This window comes from Apilactobacillus micheneri (assembly GCF_006493595.1).
GTDB lineage: Bacteria > Bacillota > Bacilli > Lactobacillales > Lactobacillaceae > Apilactobacillus > Apilactobacillus micheneri.
In genome coordinates, this window is the sequence record NZ_QUBI01000002.1 from 234,917 (window position 1) to 253,901 (window position 18,985).

At 30.6% G+C, this 18,985-nt stretch carries 12 protein-coding genes and 1 pseudogene; all 13 read right to left on the minus strand.

The genetic code is table 11. From position 1 onward, the window contains the following. Positions 1-46 precede the first annotated feature (46 nt). Positions 47-493: a D-aminoacyl-tRNA deacylase gene (gene dtd / locus DY123_RS03020; RefSeq protein ID WP_140924121.1), complete on the minus strand. Its 447-nt coding sequence runs from the start codon at positions 491-493 to the stop codon at positions 47-49. 15 nt (positions 494-508) lie between these two features. Continuing rightward, positions 509-2,740 carry a RelA/SpoT family protein gene (locus tag DY123_RS03025; RefSeq protein ID WP_140936191.1) on the minus strand — a complete coding sequence of 744 codons (2,232 nt, stop codon included), beginning with the start codon at positions 2,738-2,740 and terminating at the stop codon, positions 509-511. A 54-nt stretch (positions 2,741-2,794) separates the two neighbouring features. Beyond that, entirely contained in the window at positions 2,795-3,535 is a 741-nt protein-coding gene (locus DY123_RS03030; protein ID WP_108982195.1) for a 16S rRNA (uracil(1498)-N(3))-methyltransferase, read from the minus strand. A 5-nt stretch (positions 3,536-3,540) separates the two neighbouring features. Then, entirely contained in the window at positions 3,541-4,422 is an 882-nt protein-coding gene (gene prmA, locus DY123_RS03035) for a 50S ribosomal protein L11 methyltransferase (RefSeq protein WP_108982196.1), read from the minus strand. Then, a pseudogene (locus DY123_RS03040) lies at positions 4,395-4,997 on the minus strand (DNA-3-methyladenine glycosylase); the annotation flags it as partial. The gene prmA and the pseudogene DY123_RS03040, both read right to left, overlap by 28 nt. A 102-nt stretch (positions 4,998-5,099) precedes the next feature. Next, positions 5,100-5,438, minus strand: a complete 339-nt coding sequence (locus DY123_RS03045) for a hypothetical protein (protein ID WP_105987609.1) — start codon at positions 5,436-5,438, stop codon at positions 5,100-5,102. A 148-nt stretch (positions 5,439-5,586) separates the two neighbouring features. Continuing rightward, positions 5,587-6,339 carry a DUF6198 family protein gene (locus DY123_RS03050; RefSeq protein WP_108982197.1) on the minus strand — a complete coding sequence of 251 codons (753 nt, stop codon included), beginning with the start codon at positions 6,337-6,339 and terminating at the stop codon, positions 5,587-5,589. Positions 6,340-6,693: 354 nt separating this feature from the next. Continuing rightward, positions 6,694-11,727, minus strand: coding sequence for a bifunctional glycosyltransferase/CDP-glycerol:glycerophosphate glycerophosphotransferase (locus tag DY123_RS03055; protein ID WP_140924125.1), 5,034 nt, complete (start codon positions 11,725-11,727; stop codon positions 6,694-6,696). A gap of 143 nt (positions 11,728-11,870) precedes the next feature. Further along, the gene (locus DY123_RS03060) at positions 11,871-13,124 is read right to left on the minus strand and encodes a solute carrier family 23 protein (RefSeq protein ID WP_140924126.1); all 1,254 of its coding nucleotides are present in this window, start codon (positions 13,122-13,124) and stop codon (positions 11,871-11,873) included. Positions 13,125-13,303: 179 nt separating this feature from the next. Next, on the minus strand, positions 13,304-15,142 hold the full coding sequence (lepA, locus tag DY123_RS03065; protein ID WP_105964685.1) for a translation elongation factor 4: 1,839 nt from the start codon (positions 15,140-15,142) through the stop codon (positions 13,304-13,306). Between the two features lie 107 nt (positions 15,143-15,249). Further along, positions 15,250-16,416: a molecular chaperone DnaJ gene (gene dnaJ / locus DY123_RS03070; protein WP_105964686.1), complete on the minus strand. Its 1,167-nt coding sequence runs from the start codon at positions 16,414-16,416 to the stop codon at positions 15,250-15,252. A gap of 87 nt (positions 16,417-16,503) precedes the next feature. Then, entirely contained in the window at positions 16,504-18,378 is a 1,875-nt protein-coding gene (dnaK, locus tag DY123_RS03075; RefSeq protein ID WP_105964687.1) for a molecular chaperone DnaK, read from the minus strand. A 24-nt stretch (positions 18,379-18,402) separates the two neighbouring features. Further along, positions 18,403-18,972, minus strand: coding sequence for a nucleotide exchange factor GrpE (grpE, locus tag DY123_RS03080; RefSeq protein ID WP_108982200.1), 570 nt, complete (start codon positions 18,970-18,972; stop codon positions 18,403-18,405). Positions 18,973-18,985: the final 13 nt, after the last annotated feature.

Sequence of the window (18,985 nt, forward strand, 5' to 3'; positions counted from 1 at the left end):
AGCCTCTCCTATCATAAAAAGGGAGCAAAAAAGCCCCCTTTTAGTATTAGTTATTTTCTGTATCAAAAACAATCGTAAATGGACCATCATTTTGTAAATCAATTTGCATATCAGCACCAAATTGCCCAGTTTTCACTGAATTACCAGCATCTAATAGCTTTTGATTAAATGAATCATACATTTCAGATGCAAAATTGGGTCCTCCAGCATTAACAAAAGATGGGCGATTTCCATGTTTGGTATTAGCATATAAAGTAAATTGAGAAATAGATAATATTTCTCCATTTACAGATGATAAATTTAAGTTTGTCTTTCCATTATCATCTTCAAAAATTCTTAAATTAGTAATTTTACGTACTAAATAGTCAATATCATCTGAAGAATCACTATCCTTGATTCCAACTAATAATAAGTATCCCTTATTTATTTTGTTAAACAAATGATCATTGATTGAAACGCTAGCTTTATTTACTCTTTGTAATACAACTTTCAAAAATAAAACTCCTTTTTATTTAAATGGTCTTTTAACAAAATAAACATCATGAACATTCTTAACATGATTCATAACCATTTCCAATTGTGCTAAATTTTTAACACTTATTTTCAAAGAAATAGTTACGGTTTTGTCATGATCAACTCTTCCCTCAACAGAATTAATTTGCTTACATACACCACTAACATTTTTAATAACATCATTAAGCATACTGTTTCTGTTATATCCTTCAACTTGAACGTATGCATTAAACAAAGTATGTGAATCATCAGGAATATCCCAATTTACATTAACCAGACGATCATCATCTTCTATAACATTAGGACAGTTATCACGATGCACTGAAACTCCTCTACCTTTGGTTATATATCCAACAATTTTATCTCCTGGAACAGGTGCACAACAATGACTTAATCGAATTAATAAATTGTCTACGTCTTTAATAACAACGCCATCAGAAGGTTTATTTAACTTACTATTTTTATTGTTAGGATGATCATTATTTTTTTCAATAGTCTGATGATTTTCTAAAATATCTTTTTGTTCTTGTTCTTGACGTTTTTTCTCAGCATCATCACGAATTTGTAAAGTTAAAATATTAACTAATCCATTGGGTTGCTTATTGCCAAAACCCAATTCGGCATACATATCATCAATACTTTTATAATAAGTTTTATTAAGCAATCTATCCATATTGGGTTTTGTTAAAACATCACTAATATCATAACCATTATCTTTAATAGCTTGATTTAATAAATCTTTACCTATCGCAATATTCTTTTCACGATTTTTATGTCTAAAGAACTGTCTAATTTTGTGTTTGGCTCGACTAGTAGTAACCAAGTTTTCCCAATCTTGACTAGGTCCAGTTGAACTAGTCGATGTCATAATGGTAACTATATCACCCGTTTTAATCTCATAGTCTAAAGGCTCAATCACTCCATTAACTTTAGCACCAGTAGTATGATTACCAACATCTGTATGAATTAAATAAGCCATATCTAAAGGCCCAGCACCCTTAGGTAATTCTAAAACATCACCTTGAGGTGTAAAAGCATAAACATGGTCACCAAAAAGCTCACCTTTAACACCATCCATAAATTCAGATGCATTATCAGTATCTTCTTGAATTTCAATAATGCGTTTAAACCAATTTAAACGATTATTATCAGAAGAAGCTTGAACTTCATCAGTCATCCCTTCTTTATAAGCCCAATGAGCTGCAACCCCATATTCAGCAATTTGATGCATCTTTTTAGTTCTAATTTGTACTTCTAGTGGTTTACCACCTGGACCAAAAACAGTGGTATGAAGTGACTGATACATATTAGCTTTAGGCATTGCAATATAGTCTTTAAAGCGTCCGGGAATTGGTGACCATTTAGTATGAATAGCACCTAATACAGCATAACAATCTTTAATTGAGTCGACTATACATCTAACAGCCAATAAATCATAAATTTGCCCAAATTTTTTATGTTTAATAACCATTTTACGATAAATTGAGTATAAATGTTTAGGGCGTCCATAAACTTCAACATTAGGTAAATTCATGTCACTAACTTGCTTTTTAACTTCTTTAACAGCTTCATTTACATATGCAACACGTTCATTACGCTTAGAGTTCATTAAATGAACTATTTTATAGTATTGTTGTGGATTTAAATAACGAAGTGAGATATCTTCAAGTTCCCACTTAATTGTTCCAATTCCTAATCTATCAGCTAATGGTGCATAAATTTCAAGAGTTTCATTGGAAATACGACGTTGCTTTTCAGGTTTCAAATGTCTTAAAGTCCTCATATTATGCAAACGATCAGCTAACTTAACAATCATTACACGAATATCGCTACACATAGCCAATAAAAGTTTTCTATGGTTTTCGGCTAATTGTTCTTGATTAGATTTATATTTTATTTTGCCTAGTTTAGTTACCCCATCAACAATAATTTCAACATTTTGGCCAAATTTTTCATCAATATCATCTAAAGTCGCATTAGTATCTTCAACGACGTCATGTAATAATCCAGCACTAATAGTTTCCGGGTCCATTCTTAGTTGAGCCAAAATACTAGCTACTTGAATTGGATGAACAATATATGGCTCTCCAGATTGTCTAGATTGCCCTTCATGACAATCAGCAGCATAGTTGTATGCTTTTTTAATAATGTCAACGTGATCTTTATTCATATATTTATTAACTTCATTAAACAAGTCTTCAGCAGACCATACTTTATGTTTAGACATTCTAATCACTTCTTTTTAATCATTTTTATAAATTCTATCATAATTGTTCAATTTTTACTTTAACAAATCAAACCACATTGAAATTGATGAAAGAAAATATAAGGGTGCTGTTTCAGTTCTTAAAATTCTAGGACCTAAACCACAAGTCTTATAACCATTTGCTTTAAGTTTAGATACTTCATCAGGAGAAATACCTCCCTCGGGTCCAAAGAAGGCAGCAATGCTATCAGCTGGTTTAGTATTGTTTAAGGAATTAATTAAATCAGCCTTTTCACCTTTTTTAGCAGATTCCTCATAAGCAATTAACTTATGATCATATGATTCCTTCAATAAATCATTTATAGAATCTAAATATTTAACATCCGGTATTTTGTTACGGTGGGATTGTTCAGCTGCACTTCTAACAATCTTACTTAATCTATTAATTTTTTTAGATGCTTTGTTATTTTTCCATTGTGCAATTGACCAAGCTGTTTGTAAGAAAATAATATGATCAACACCTAATTCAGTTGCTTTTTGAACAATTAATTCAGATTTATCTTTTTTGGGTAACCCACAAATAATTGTCACGTCAACAGGTAACTCCACTGAATTATTTTTTATTTCTATCACTTTAGCTTCACTTGAATCTTTATCAATAACTTCTGCAATAAAAAGTTTATGATTACTATCAACAATTTCAAATTTATCACCATTGTTAGATCTTAATACCGATATAAAATGGTGAGCAATATCATCAGACATTAAAAAAGTTTCATTTAAACCTAAAGTATTATCAGTAAAATAGTGTTGCATCTTATTTATTCACCTTCCTCTTTTAAATGAGCAACAATTCCACGCCAATCACCTAATGTCATTACTTGATCTAAAATAAAATCATTAGATTGGAGCGTTTGTAATGTAATATCTAGTTTTTCATTAATAATTCCAGAAATAATAATAAATCCACCTGCATATAATGTGTCTTTTGCCTGTGGTATTAAAGGTAATACCGCTTCAGGTAGCATATTTGCCAAAATAACATCACTTTTTTCATTTAAACCATCTAATAGACTATTTTTAGTTACCTGAATTTCATTTTCATAGCCATTAAGTTTAATGTTGATTTTTGCAGATTCAATAGCATCATCATCATAATCATAAGCTTTAACTGAATCCGCCCCCATTAATTTTGCAGCAATACTTAAAACTCCAGAACCTGTTCCAACATCCAAAATTGACTGATTCTCTCTTAGATAAATTTCCATAGCTTGCATACATAATTTGGTTGTTGGATGAACTCCCGTTCCAAATGCTTTTTGGGGATTTAATTTAATAACCATTTCTTGTTCAAAAGATTTTTTATATTTCTCCCATACCGGAGAAATTGTAAGATATTTTGTAATTCTAGTTGCATGATAATATTTTTCCCATTCTTTACTCCAATTATTATCACTTAATTCTTTAGAAATGACTTTACCTTTACCCGGATTTAATCCATATTCATTTAATTTTTCCACTCTCTTTTGAATTAATGGAATCTGATCATTAATATTAAAATTCTCTGGAAAATAAGAAGTAATTACTGTTTCATTATTTTGTTCTTCAACTTCTACTCCTAGTGAACCAAAATCCATTAAAATATTTATTACTGCATCTTGTGATTCATTATTAGTTAATACTGAAAGTTTTGTCCATTGCATTTTAAATTCTCCTTATTCGTCCATCCGTACGTTTTGAAATTACAATTATTCATTTTGATTTTTGAAACATAGGGATTAGCAGATACATAAAATCGTAATTTTTTACTATCCCACATACCTTTATTTTTAATGCCAATTCTAGCTGATGAAATAATGTGTTCAGGTATAGCTCCATTAGTAATATCTAAAGATAATTGGCCATCATCTAATTTTTTACCATTTAAATTGAGGTTAATGTTAAAAGCTTGGGTTAATTTACCAGGGCCATTAGTAACTTCATAATTGTTTTTATTTCTATTATTAATCATAGCATCTGTTATTTTAATCGGTTGAACTGCTCTAATCAATACTCCTTCTGGTATCCCCTCAGATTGAGTGATTATATTCAACAGATTATGCCCAAACATAGAATAAATATAAATAGTCCCTGCCCTTAAATACATAGAATTATTTTTGCTTGAATGATAATTATTATAAGAATGACAAGCTCTATCATTTATCCCTAAATATGCTTCATCTTCAACTATATATCCACTAAAAATATTACCATAATTATCTTTAACATTTATTATATTGCCTAGTAATTTTTAGCAATTTTTTCAGTAGAATCATTTGATAAATAATTAATAATATCCAAATTGATGCTCCTATCAAATATACAAAAATAGTGCATCCAACTAATCGGACGCACTATTTTCAGCTTCTTTTCTTTTTTGTTCCTTTATTTGTTTTAATTTTTCTTCATGTTGCTTTAAGTGTCCCTCTAAATATATCAGCAAAGAATTTTCATCCTTGAAAATTCGAGGATGCTTTTGTTTATGAAGTCTTAAATCAATCTCATTAATTTTTTGTCTTCCAGTCCAACGATGACCGTATCTAATAATCAATCGATTATTTAATCGTTTTTTTCCGAATCTAAAAACATAAACATTATCGGGTGTAAGTAGTGGTCTGATATATGTTTTTTTATAATAATATCCATTATCTCTTAAAAACTTTTTTGTTCTATTTAACATCTATCACACCTCCCAACTAAAAATATTAAATAAAATATCCATGACAAATAATATACTTAATATAAAGTTTATATTAAGTTATTTAAATTGTCCACCAATTAATAAAAAAAGTCTTGCTACTAAACATTAAACAAGACTTTTGAATCAATTATTCTTTTGTTGATCCAACATCAATAGCTTGATGTTTTAAGTTTCTAAATACAAAAGCATCTGCAATACCTGTAATTCCACCTTGGAAGAAGAAGGCAAATACAGTTCCTAAACCAAAATTAGTAAATTGATGAGTAATAATAATAGCGATAATTGCCATTATTGTAGGTGGAATATATGAGAACCACATTGCTTTGGCAGCATTACCACCACAATATTTAAATCTAAGAATTTGCATTAAGTCATCAGCTGGATGTAGAGCAATATTTACTCGTTGGTAAATAGAAATGGCAATTGCAATTAAAGCAACTCCAAAGAAGTTTAAGAAAACATATAGTAAAATCATACCAATGTTATGAGCTTCTGGTAACCATTGAGTAACTAATCCATTAAAGTAATTTATTAACAATGAAAATGGTCCTAAGAAGGCAGCATTACCAATAATTCTGCTCCAACTCCAATGTCCAACTAAAATGGCATTGAATACAGCAATCAACATTCCTAACCCAAAGAATGCCCAAAACAAAACCCATTGTCCGTTTCCTAGAACTGCAAATCCTAAATTATTTTCAGCAGCTGTCCAATAAGCTGATCCTAAAAATGAAGGATGAATTTTAACACTTGTAACTAGTGTTAAAACATTTCCCATCGCATTAATAACTAATGAAATAACAAAGTACATAATAGTACTAGACCAAGAAATAGTTCTTGGCGTCTTTGTTGATTTTTTTACATCTGCAGACTTTTGCATAATATCAATACCCCTATCTATAAAATCAAATCATCATATTGTGAATTATTTATCTATCAAATTTATAATCAACATTTAAATATTTTCACTTAATACAAACACAGCCACAAAAATAATGTAAACAGCCAATTAATCAATTAAACAATACTTAATATAATGATTAATAAGCATTTTTTAATTGTGAACTTCATAACAAAATAAATTATAACCTATTTAATTAATAAAATAAAGGGTATTTTTAAAAAATGTAAGCGATTTTATTAATTATAATATACATTTTAATTAAACAAGTGAAATATATATCAATAAAAAAGTCATTAAAGCAATTAATATACTTTAATGACTTTTTTATTTTTAATAGAGATCTTCAATATTGACCCATAGATGTTTTCCATTAGGTTGTATTAAGACATACTTCATTCCAATTTTTTCCTTAAAATCAGGATCCATTAATTGCATAACTTTAATAACTCTAACAGTACTACCTTTATCATTATAATTATGAGAAAAGTCAACATCTTCATGGTCTGCAAAATTTTTTCCAGAGTTCCATAATGAAGCTCCATCATGAATTTTCATTTCATTTTGTAGATTATATTTAGAAATATCATCGTCAAAATTCTCATTCATATTATCTTCATTTAGGAATTGATTAACAGCACGTTCAGATGATTTTCCATCCATCCATGGAGTAAATTTATCAATGAATTTTTTATAATTTTCATTCATAGTCCAATTACCAGATAAGATATGATCAAGTTCATCTATAACCCCATCATTAGTTTTAACTATTTTACCAGGAGCATCTTTAACAAAATCAAAGTAAAAGCCTCTAATTTCATTAGCATAATCATCTAAATCATAAGTAAAGAAAATCATTGGACGTTTTAGAACAGCGTAATCAAACATTACTGATGAGTAATCTGTGATCAAAACATCACTAATTAAATACAATTCAGCAATATCTGGATATAAACTAACATTTAAAGCAATATCTGAATAATCAGATAAGTCTAAATTATTGGCAATTAAATAATGAGTTCTAACTAAAACAATTATATTGTTACCAAAATGTGCTTTAATTTTTGCAAGGTCCAAATGTAATTTTGCAGTAAATTCATTAGCCTTAACATATTCATTATCACGCCAAGTCGGTGCATACAATATAACCTTCTTATCTGCAGATATATTTAAATCTTCTTTAATTGAAGCAATATCCTTCCATGAAGAATTAACTAAAACATCATTTCTTGGATAACCGTCTAACATCATTTGATTAGCATTCATTCTAAATGCTCTTTGCATAATATTAGCAGAATACATATTAGGAGCAATCATTTTATCCCAACGACGATTATCTTTAAATACATCTTTATGATATCTAGCAGCGTTAATTCCAGGCATCGTAACCAAATTAACATCAGCAGCTAATGTCTTTAATGGCGTTCCATGCCAAGTTTGAATTAATTTAGTGCCCTTGCCAGGTTTCCATCTAAATGGTCTTCTAACATTAGTAACAAAATATTTTGCTTTAGCTTGTTTTAATATCCCACTATAACTAAATCTAATAACATAAGGAATATTATTTTCTTTAAAGTAATCAACATACTCCCTATTTACATTCCAATACATTTTATATTCAGAATGATTCTTTTTCATGTATTCATAAATGGCTTTAGGGTTATCTGAATATTGAGTTCCAAAGAAACTTTCAAAAATAATAATATTCTTTTTAGTAAGCATATTAGATAATCTATTAAGGATAGAAGCCTGTAAATAATTAACCTTAAATAAATGACCAAATTTTCTAGAAATTAAACGTTTTTCAGGGACCTGATCTAATTCACTATTTTTAGTAGACAATATCTTTTCTACTACTTCTTTTGAAGCATCACCATTTTGTCCATATTGAGCAAATTTATCATAAAAATCAATCAATTTATCATGATAATTATCTGCAACCGCATCTAAATGTTGAATACGATTAATCAAGTCATCTTCAGTTTTTATAATTGGCCCTGGGATCTCTTTATCATAATCTAAATAAACACCACGATTTTCATCATCCAAGTACCAATCTTTATCATAAGCATAAAATAACATTGGACGTTTTAGATGTGCATAATCAAACATTACTGATGAATAATCTGTAATCATTGCATCACTAATCAAATATAGATCATTAATATTATTATAATCACTAACATCAAAAACAAACCCAGGATTACTATAAAAACTATTTGAGTGCGCCACAAAATAGTGCAATCTAACTAATAATACATACTTATCAGAAAGTTTGGCTTGCATCTTATCAAGATTTAATTGAAAGTCAAAGCCTTCGTTTTCACGATAAGTTGGTGCATATAAAATTACTTTTTTATCTAATGGAATCCCCAATTTATTTTTAACTGAATTGATATAAGCATCATTGTTATTGGTATATAATTCATCATTTCTAGGAAAACCTGACTTGATTAGTTTTTGATCATAATCAAAAGCTTTGGTAGCAATTTCACCCATATAATCAGAAGGTACTACCATATAATCCCAGCGACGATTTCTCTTAGCAAAACGACTTTGAACTCCATGACTAGCAAATTTAAAATGAGGCTCATCAAACCCCATATGTTTCAAAAAGGTTCCATGAAGTGTTTCTACTTCAATTTGACCCTTACGTTTAGCATATCGATTTGGCATATTAGTATTTTGAATAATGTATTTAGAAACAGCTAAATAATACCAATACATAAAGCTATTTACTTTAACTTTAATGGCTTCACCATTAATAGGTGTTTGAGTATTTTTAAAAAACCAAACTGTTTTAATTTCAGGATGACTTTTTTGCATATATTCATACATTAATCTTTCATTACTATCAAACTTACTAGACCAATAACAATCAAATACCATAATTTTTCTTAATGGTAGAAAACGCATAAATGGATATAATAACGAATATGAAAGTGATCTAAATACCTTTTTAGAATCAATAAAATTTGAAAAAGGTTGATTGATTTTAAGTTCTAAATCATTATTATTACTATTCTGGATTTGATAATATATCTTATCTTTACCATTAAAAGATAGATCCTGTTTAGGAACTAAATGTGATTCATCAGTTAATAATCTAAAGACTTTAATTTTATCATTAACATATAAATAAACTTTAAAAATATATTTACCTGATAAAATATTTAATTGGTTCTTTTCTTTATTAGTTATTTGAACATTTAAAGATAATAAATCCCCATTTAATTGAAAATCATTATTACTGTTATCAAAAACTTTTCTAACGGTTTTATCACTACTTATCATTTCAATTTTACTATTATTAATATTCAAATTTTCATTTTTCAGATAATCAGGAATATTAATGGATAATTTTAATAAATTAGATGAATTAAGATTAATACTATTAGTAATAAAAGGTGTATTTTCATAGATAATTTCAATACCATCTCTATTATTATAAAATACAGTGTAACTCATATTATCATCAGTATTAATTTGAGCACTTGGTTTATTTTGATCAAATACATAGTTAATCTGACTATTAGTAAAACTATCTTTCATAACTAACAAAGCTTTTTGATTAAACATGTTTGTATTCCAACCAGCGTTATCAAAAACAATGTTATTTTCATTAACCTTACCAATAATATTCGTTTCATCTGGCATTATAAGCTCAGCCTTAATATGTTTGTTGCCAGTATTTATAACATCAAAGACTAAATTATTTCCTGATTTTAAAACATTAGAAATAATAGGTGCTTTAATATCTTCTTGATATAAACTATTTGATTTAATTACAAAATCATTAACACTATTAAAACGAGCACTAATTTTTGTATGCTTGTCTTCATTTACATAAGGTAGAATGAATTTATTCCTAGTCTTTTTATTAGGATATGAAACATAACGACTAACCAAATACTTGTTAGCAATCAAATCAGTTATTAGAACTTTCCAAGTTCCTAATCCCAGCTTTTCAATAGCATCATTAATATCAAAACTAAATTGATATCTAGCATTGGTCCATTTACCACGAGCATTTAATAATCTTTGAGGCAATGATGTTTTCGGCCTATTTATATTGATTTTCATTTCTTTATCACTATCAATATTAACTAACTTAGCTGAAAACAATTCATTAACATTACCTAAACTAAGTAAGTGCTTAGACAATCTCATATTTCTAATAATAAAGAAACCACGACCAATAAACTGGCCGTCTTCGTCAATTTTATAATTGGTCATTTTTTGATTAATTTTTGCATTATCATTACCTAATTCAATTGCCGAAGATATTTCATCACTATAATCAAATATTTCTGGCATATAATATTTATACGATAATCCATGAAAACCTTTTTTAAAGTGTCCAACTGATTGACGATAAGTATAAGTGTCAAGAATATTAAATTCACCATGTCTTAATGCATAATAAACAACTTGTTGTTTAACTGGTAAATTATTCATTGGTTTAGAATCCCACAGATTCCAATCACGTAAAAATTTATAAACCATTTCTTGCGCTTTATAAATATAGCTTTCTTCATTGTCACCAATATTTTCAATAAATATAAAAATGTCTAAGAATAAAATCTTATATTTAAAGTCTTTAAATAAAGGACTATTTGCACCTTGGCCAACTTTTTTTAGCATATCTCGACATATATCTAAAGCATCTAGTCTACTTTGAAAGTTAGATAATGCACTTCTACTTTGAGTAATTGAATCATTACTTTCACGCCAACGCCACTTATAAACAACATCTTCAATTATATTAGTAACTTTAGATTTTAAATGTACTTGTAAGGTAAAAGGTATATCTTCATAGATAATACCTTCAATAAATTTAATATCATTGTCTAATAAAAAATTACGACGATATAATTTATTCCAAACTGTAGTATCATATAACAAATCATGATTATCATAAATGTTAGTATTATTAGCGTTATCGTGGATAGCAAAGGAATGTAAGTAAGAATTCTTATAACGATTTTTATCAAAACGTTTAACGAATCCCACAACTACATCTGCATTATTTTGATTTGCATTATAAGATAACTTAGAATATCCATCTGCTGGAACTAAATCATCCCCATCAACAAAAGCAATGTATTCCCCTTGGGCATGTTTTATTCCATAATTTCTAGTAGAACTAATTCCACCATTGTCTTTATGTAATGCCTTAAAAGAATCATATTTTTTTGCATATTGATCAACAATAGCTGATGTATCATCAGTGGAGCCATCATCAATCATCAATACTTCCATATTTTCTTTAGGAAAATCGGTTTGTGCAATAGATTCAAGACAAGCAGCAACGTAATCTTGAACGTTGTAGCAAGCTACTATTACAGATAAATATGGTTTATTCATATTTAATACCTCTCCTTAATTTTTTCATATACTATTTCAATAAAAAATACCCATTAAAAATGATTGGGTATAATTATACATGTAAACATACATAATAATTATATCATTAATATCACCATTTTTAATCGGTATTTAAAGCAAAATTATTTATTTTCTTTTGGTAAAACTAAATTTAACATAATTCCTAACAAAGTTGCGATTGCTAATCCATTCAGTGGTAATGTTCCAATTTTTAGCATAAAGCCACCTACCCCAATTACTAAAATAGATGAAACAATCATCAAATTACGTTTAATATTCATATCAATATCATTTTCAATTAAAATTTTAATTCCACTTGAAGCAATTGTACCGAACAGCAAAAAGCTAATTCCACCAATCACCGGTAATGGCATTTGCATAATAATAACATTTAATTTATTTACAAATGAGAAAATAATTGCAAATAAAGCAGCTCCAATCAGTACATAAACACTATGAATTTTAGTAATAGCCATCACACCAATATTTTCACCATAACTAGTTACTGCTGGGCCGCCTACTAAACCAGCAAAAATAGATGCCATCCCATCACCACTTAAAGTACGGCTTAAGCCTGGATTCTTAAAATAGTTACGACCCGTTAATTCGTTTAAGACCATTATGTGCCCTAAATGTTCAGTAATTGTAACAAAAGCGATTGGAGCAATGGCCAATATAGCACCCCATTCTAAGTGAACATTATATGAAACAAATGGAATTTCAAATTTAGGCATAGCAAACCAAGGTGCACTAGAAATTGTATTTAAATTAACTTCACCCATAAAAATAGAAATTATATATACACAAGCAATCGCTAACAAAATTGGCATGAATCCTAAGAACCCTTTTAAATAAATATTAAATGCTATAGCCAATAATAATGTAGTTAGAGCAATAAAAACAAATTTTAAATCATATTTGCCATTATTCATCATTGCATTATTTGCGGCACTACCAGCTAAAGATAAACCAATTACAATTACAATTGGTCCTACTACTACTGCTGGTAAAATATGATCAATCCAGTTAGAACCAAAGAAGCAAATAATAAGTGCAACTGTTAAATAAATTAATCCAACTGCAATAACACCTTGAGCAATACCAGGATACCCAGTTGCCTGCATTAAATATTTCATTGGAACAATAAAGGCAAAACTAGATCCCATATAAGCAGGAATTTTCTTTTGGGTAATTAAAATATGAAGCAAAGTCCCTATTCCTGATGCAAACAATGCAATGCTAGGGCTAAGTCCCACTAGTAGTGGAACAATCACTGTACTACCGAACATTGAAAATAGGTGCTGTATTGATAACATTAACCATAAAAAGAATCCTGGTTTTTCATCAACATCTAGAACAACATCTTTATTTTTCATTTAAAAATACCACCTTAATTAAAAATTAAGAGTAGTTTTAACTTAGCAAAAAAGCCTACTTAACCGTGTATGGGTAAGTAGACTTAATTAAGATTCGCCGTATCTTACTAGCCTCACGGGACTAAGTTAAAGACTCTTTATTAAATATAATAATATATAATTTTTAAATCATCGTCAAATTATTTACTACCTTTTTCTTCTTCATCAGTTTGTAAGACTGCCATGAATGCTGCTTGAGGAATCTCAACTTTACCAACAGACTTCATACGTTTCTTACCTGCTTTTTGCTTTTCTAGCAACTTCATTCTTCTAGTACGGTCACCACCATATAAATGAGCGGTAACATCTTTTCTATATGCTTTAATATTAGTTCTAGCAATTACTTTTGCCCCAATAGCAGCTTGGACCGGAATTTCAAAGTTTTGTCTAGGAATAATATCTTTTAACTTAGTTACGATTACTCTTCCACGACTTGCGGCAAAAGAACGATGAGAAATAAAGCTAAGTGCATCTACTTTTTCACCATTTAATAGAATATCAATTTTCACTAAATCAGATGGTTTGTAATCAGAAATTTCATAATCTAATGAGGCATAACCTCTGGTTGCAGATTTTAATTTATCGAAGAAGTCAAAAATAATTTCTGACAATGGAATATAATAAACAACATTTACTCGATAGTCATCAATATATTCCATAGTATCAAATTGTCCTCTGCGATCTTGACATAGTTCCATCACTGGACCTACATAATCATTAGGAACCATTACTGTTGCTTTAACAAATGGTTCTTCAACGCTTTTAATTTCAGATGCATCTGGCATTTCAGAAGGATTTTCAACATCTTTTACGCCATCATCCGTAGTTTCAACATGATAAGTAACAGATGGAGCAGTAGTAATTAAGTCAAGATTAAATTCACGTTCTAAACGTTCTTGAACCACATCCATATGCAATAGACCCAAGAATCCACAACGAAAACCGAATCCTAGAGCTTGTGATGATTCCGGTTCAAATTCCAAAGCTGCATCATTTAACTTAAGTTTTTCAAGCGCTTCTCTTAAATCACCAAATTTGGCATTATCAGTGGGATATAATCCAGAATAAACCATAGGTTCCATTTCACGATATCCAGGTAATGCTTTTTCAGCAGGATTATCAACTTTAGTAATAGTATCACCCACTCTAGTTTGGGTAATATCTTTAATACTTGCAGTAATATATCCCACATCACCTGACATAAGATAATCTCGCTTAACTGGATGAGGAGAATTCACACCTACTTCGGTAACTTCATATTCGCTACCACTATTCATTAGACGAATTTTATCTCCTGGTTCAACAGTACCATCGTACAAGCGAACACTTAATACAACGCCACGATAATCATCATAAACAGAGTCAAAGACCAAAGCTTTAAGTGGATCTTCAACATTACCCTGAGGGGCAGGAACTTCATGAACAATTTTTTCCAATAGTTCTTCAATTCCAATTCCCTTCTTAGCACTTGCCAAAACAGCATCGTCTGCATCCAATCCAATAACATCTTCTACTTCTTTTTTTACCATATCTGGTTGTGCAGATGGTAAATCAATTTTATTTATAACTGGTACAATCTCTAGATCATCATCAATTGCTAAATAAACATTGGCTAATGTTTGAGCTTCAACTCCCTGTGCAGCATCTACAACTAAAATGGCTCCTTCACAAGCAGCTAAACTTCTAGATACTTCATATGAAAAATCCACGTGCCCAGGTGTATCAATTAAATGAAATTCATAATCATGACCATCTTTGGAATGGTATTTTAATTCAACCGCATTTAGTTTAATAGTAATTCCACGTTCTCTTTCAAGATCCATATCATCAAGCAATTGATTCTGCATATCACGTTTAGCAACTGTATCTGTCATTTCTAAAATACGATCAGCTAAAGTTGATTTACCATGATCAATATGCGCTACAATCGAAAAATTACGAATGTATTTTTGGTGCTCCTTCATTTTTTTGATATCCATTTTTATTCCTACTTTCAACTGATTAATTATTATATTTAATTATAACAACCAGTAACATAATGCACAAATTAAAAAAGAGTTGATGCTAATGACATCAACTCTTTTTATTATTTTTTACCATTAATGGCATCTTTCATTTTTTCAAAGAAGCCACCATTTTTATAACCTTTTTCGCCACTAGCTTCAGCAAAAGCTCGTAAAGCTTGTTTTTGATCACGGTTCAAACTCTTAGGTGTATCAATTTTGACATGAACTAATTGATCACCCTTACTGCTGCTATTTAATCTTTGAACACCTTTTCCTCTTAGTCTAAAGGTTGTTCCAGATTGAGTTCCAGCAGGAATGTTAAGTTTAACGTCACCATAAACAGTCTTAACATCAATTTCACTACCTAATGTAGCTTGAACAAATGATATAGGTTGATTATAGTCTAAATTGTAACCATGACGTTCAAAATCTTTGCTTGGTTTTACTTGGAAAATAATGAATAAGTCACCATAAGGGCCACCATTAGTACCAGCTTCACCTTGATTTTGTAATCTCATTTGTTGACCATCATCAACACCAGCAGGAATATTAACTTCTACTTCATGGCTTTCTTGTTTATGACCAGAGCCACCACAAGTAGGACATTTTTCTTTAATTTCCTTACCAGTTCCATTACATACAGGACAAGGATGTTGAGTTTGCATTCTACCTAGAGGTGTATTTTGTACAGAAGTTACATAACCGCTTCCACTACAATTATGACATGTTTCAGGTTTGGTACCTGGTTTAGCACCTGATCCCTTACAAGTATTACATTGTGCTTGACGATTATATTTAATAGTAGTTTTCTTACCAAAAATAGCATCTTCAAATTTAATTGACATTTGGTATTGTAAATCACGACCAGGTTTTGGAGCATTTGGATCACGACGTGCTCTTTGACCACCGCCGCCAAAGAATTGACTAAAGATATCATCAAAGCCACCGCCTCCGGTGCCACCAAAGCCACCGAAGCCGCCAAAACCGCCGCCAGAACCACCGGCGCCGCCAAAGCCACCGCCAGCAGGTCCATCGGCTGAACCAAATTGATCATAATTTTGACGCTTTTGAGGATCACTTAAAACTTCATAAGCCTCATTAATCTCTTTAAACTTTTTTTCAGCACCTGGAGCCTTATTAATATCGGGATGATATTTTTTTGACATTTTACGATAAGCATGTTTAATGTCATCTTGACTTGCATCTTTGGATATTCCAAGAAGACCGTAATAATCTTTTTCAGCCATTTTTATCCCCCATAAAATTATTATATATTCAATAAAAAGCCAAAGCCCAACGAGTCAGACTTTGACTTTTCATTTAGTAATCAATGATTACTTATTGTTTTTGTCATCATCATTGTGAACTTCGTGGAAATCACCATTTACAGTGTCACCATCGTTGCCATTTTCTTTTGATGAGTCTTTACCATCAGCTTGACCATCTTTTGCTTGGCCTTGTTGATCGGCAGCTTGTTGTTGATATAACTTAGTAGCTAATTCTTGAACTTGTTTGCTTAATTCGTCTTTCTTAGCTTTCATATCGTCTAAGTTATTATCTTCTTTAGCCTTCTTCAATGCATCTTCTGCATCTTTGGCTTTCTTGATTTCATCTTCAGAAACCTTACCGTCAACTTCTTTCAAAGTCTTATCAGTTTGGAAAATTAGTTGATCTACTTCATTCTTTAGATCTACTTCTTCCTTACGTTTATTATCGGCTTCTTCATTTTTCTTAGCTTCGTCCATCATCTTGTTAATTTCGTCATCTGATAGACCGTTAGAATCCTTAATGGTAATCTTTTGTTCCTTACCAGTACCTTTATCCTTAGCAGAAACATTAACGATACCATTCTTATCAATATCAAATTTAACTTCGATTTGAGGGACACCACGAGGAGCTGCAGGAATATCAGTCAATTGGAAATTACCCAATGTCTTGTTATCAGCTGCCATTGGACGTTCACCTTGTAGTACATGAATATCAACAGCAGGTTGATTATCAGCAGCAGTTGAGAATACTTGTGATTTTGAAGTTGGAATTGTAGTATTTCTGTCAATTAACTTAGTGAATACTCCACCCATAGTTTCAATACCTAATGATAATGGGGTAACATCTAATAGTACAACATCCTTAACATCACCAGTTAAGACACCACCTTGTACAGCAGCACCTAAAGCAACAGCTTCATCAGGGTTGATTGAATGGTTTGGTTCTTTACCAGTCCAGCTCTTAACAGCTTCTTGTACAGCTGGAATACGAGTTGAACCACCATTTAAGATAACTTCATCAATATCTGATGTACTTAAACCAGCATCTTTAAGAGCTTCGTCAAATGGTTTCTTAGTCTTATCAACTAAGTCAGAAGTTAATTCATTAAACTTAGATCTGCTTAGTTTAGTTTGTAGATGTAGTGGACCATTTTCACCTGAAGCGATGAATGGCAAGCTAATTTCAGTTTCAGAAACACCTGATAAGTCTTTCTTAGCTTTTTCAGCAGCATCCTTCAAACGTTGTAATGCCATCTTATCATTTGATAAGTCAACACCATTTTCATCTTTAAATTGTGCAACTAAGTAATCCATAATCTTCTTATCAAAGTCATCCCCACCTAAGTGAGTATCACCATTAGTAGATAGAACTTGGAATACACCGTCACCTAATTCAAGAACGGAAACATCAAAAGTACCACCACCAAGGTCATAAACAAGAACTTTTTCATCTTTATCTTGTTTGTCTAGACCATAAGCTAATGAAGCAGCAGTTGGTTCATTAATAATACGTTTTACATCTAAGCCAGCAATTTTACCAGCATCTTTAGTAGCTTGTCTTTGAGCATCATTAAAGTAAGCAGGGACAGTAATAACTGCTTCGCTAACAGTATCGCCTAAGTAATCTTCGGCGAATCCTTTAATGTATTGTAAGATCATTGCTGAAATTTGTTGTGGTGTATATTTCTTACCGTCAACATCAACAGTGTACCCTTCTTCACCCATGTGACTCTTAATTGATGAAATAGTGTTAGGGTTAGTGATCATTTGACGCTTTGCAACTTCACCAATTTGTGTTTCGCCATCTTTAAATGCAACTACAGATGGTGTAGTACGTGATCCTTCTGGATTTGTAATGATTTTTGGTTCTTTACCTTCAAGAACAGCAACGGCTGAGTTAGTTGTTCCTAAATCAATTCCGATAATCTTATTACTTGCCATAATTATCTTTCCCCTTTTTGTTTATTATTGTGCAACTACAACCATACTTGGTCTAATTACTCGATCAGCTAGTTTGTAGCCCTTTTGTAAAACTTCTACAACTGTATCTGCAGGATGATTGTCATCTGCATCAACAGTTTGGACAGCTTGACAAAGTGTTGGATCAAACTTTTGTCCTTCAGCATCAATTTCCTCAATACCATTTTCAGACAAAGCCTTATTCATATGACTAAGAACTAATTCAACACCTTGTTTAAGTTGTTTTCCAGCATCATCAGTAACTTCAGTACTTAAAGCACGTTCTAAGTTATCAACTACTGGCAAAATACTTGTGGCCAATTTTTGACCATCATATTTATAAATATCAGCACGTTCACGTTTGAAACGAGTTTGCATATTTTGCATTTCGGCTTCTGCTCTCAAATATTGATCAGAAACTTCATCCACTTTTTGTTCAAGCTTTTCTATTTTAGCTTGATTAGCATCTTTCTTTTCCTTTTTTGCATCTTTTTTGGCAGCTTTAGCTTCCTTTTTGGATACATCTTTTTTAGAGTCAGATTGCTTTAAGTCTTTCTTTTCGTCTTTATTTGACAAGTGAATACCTCCC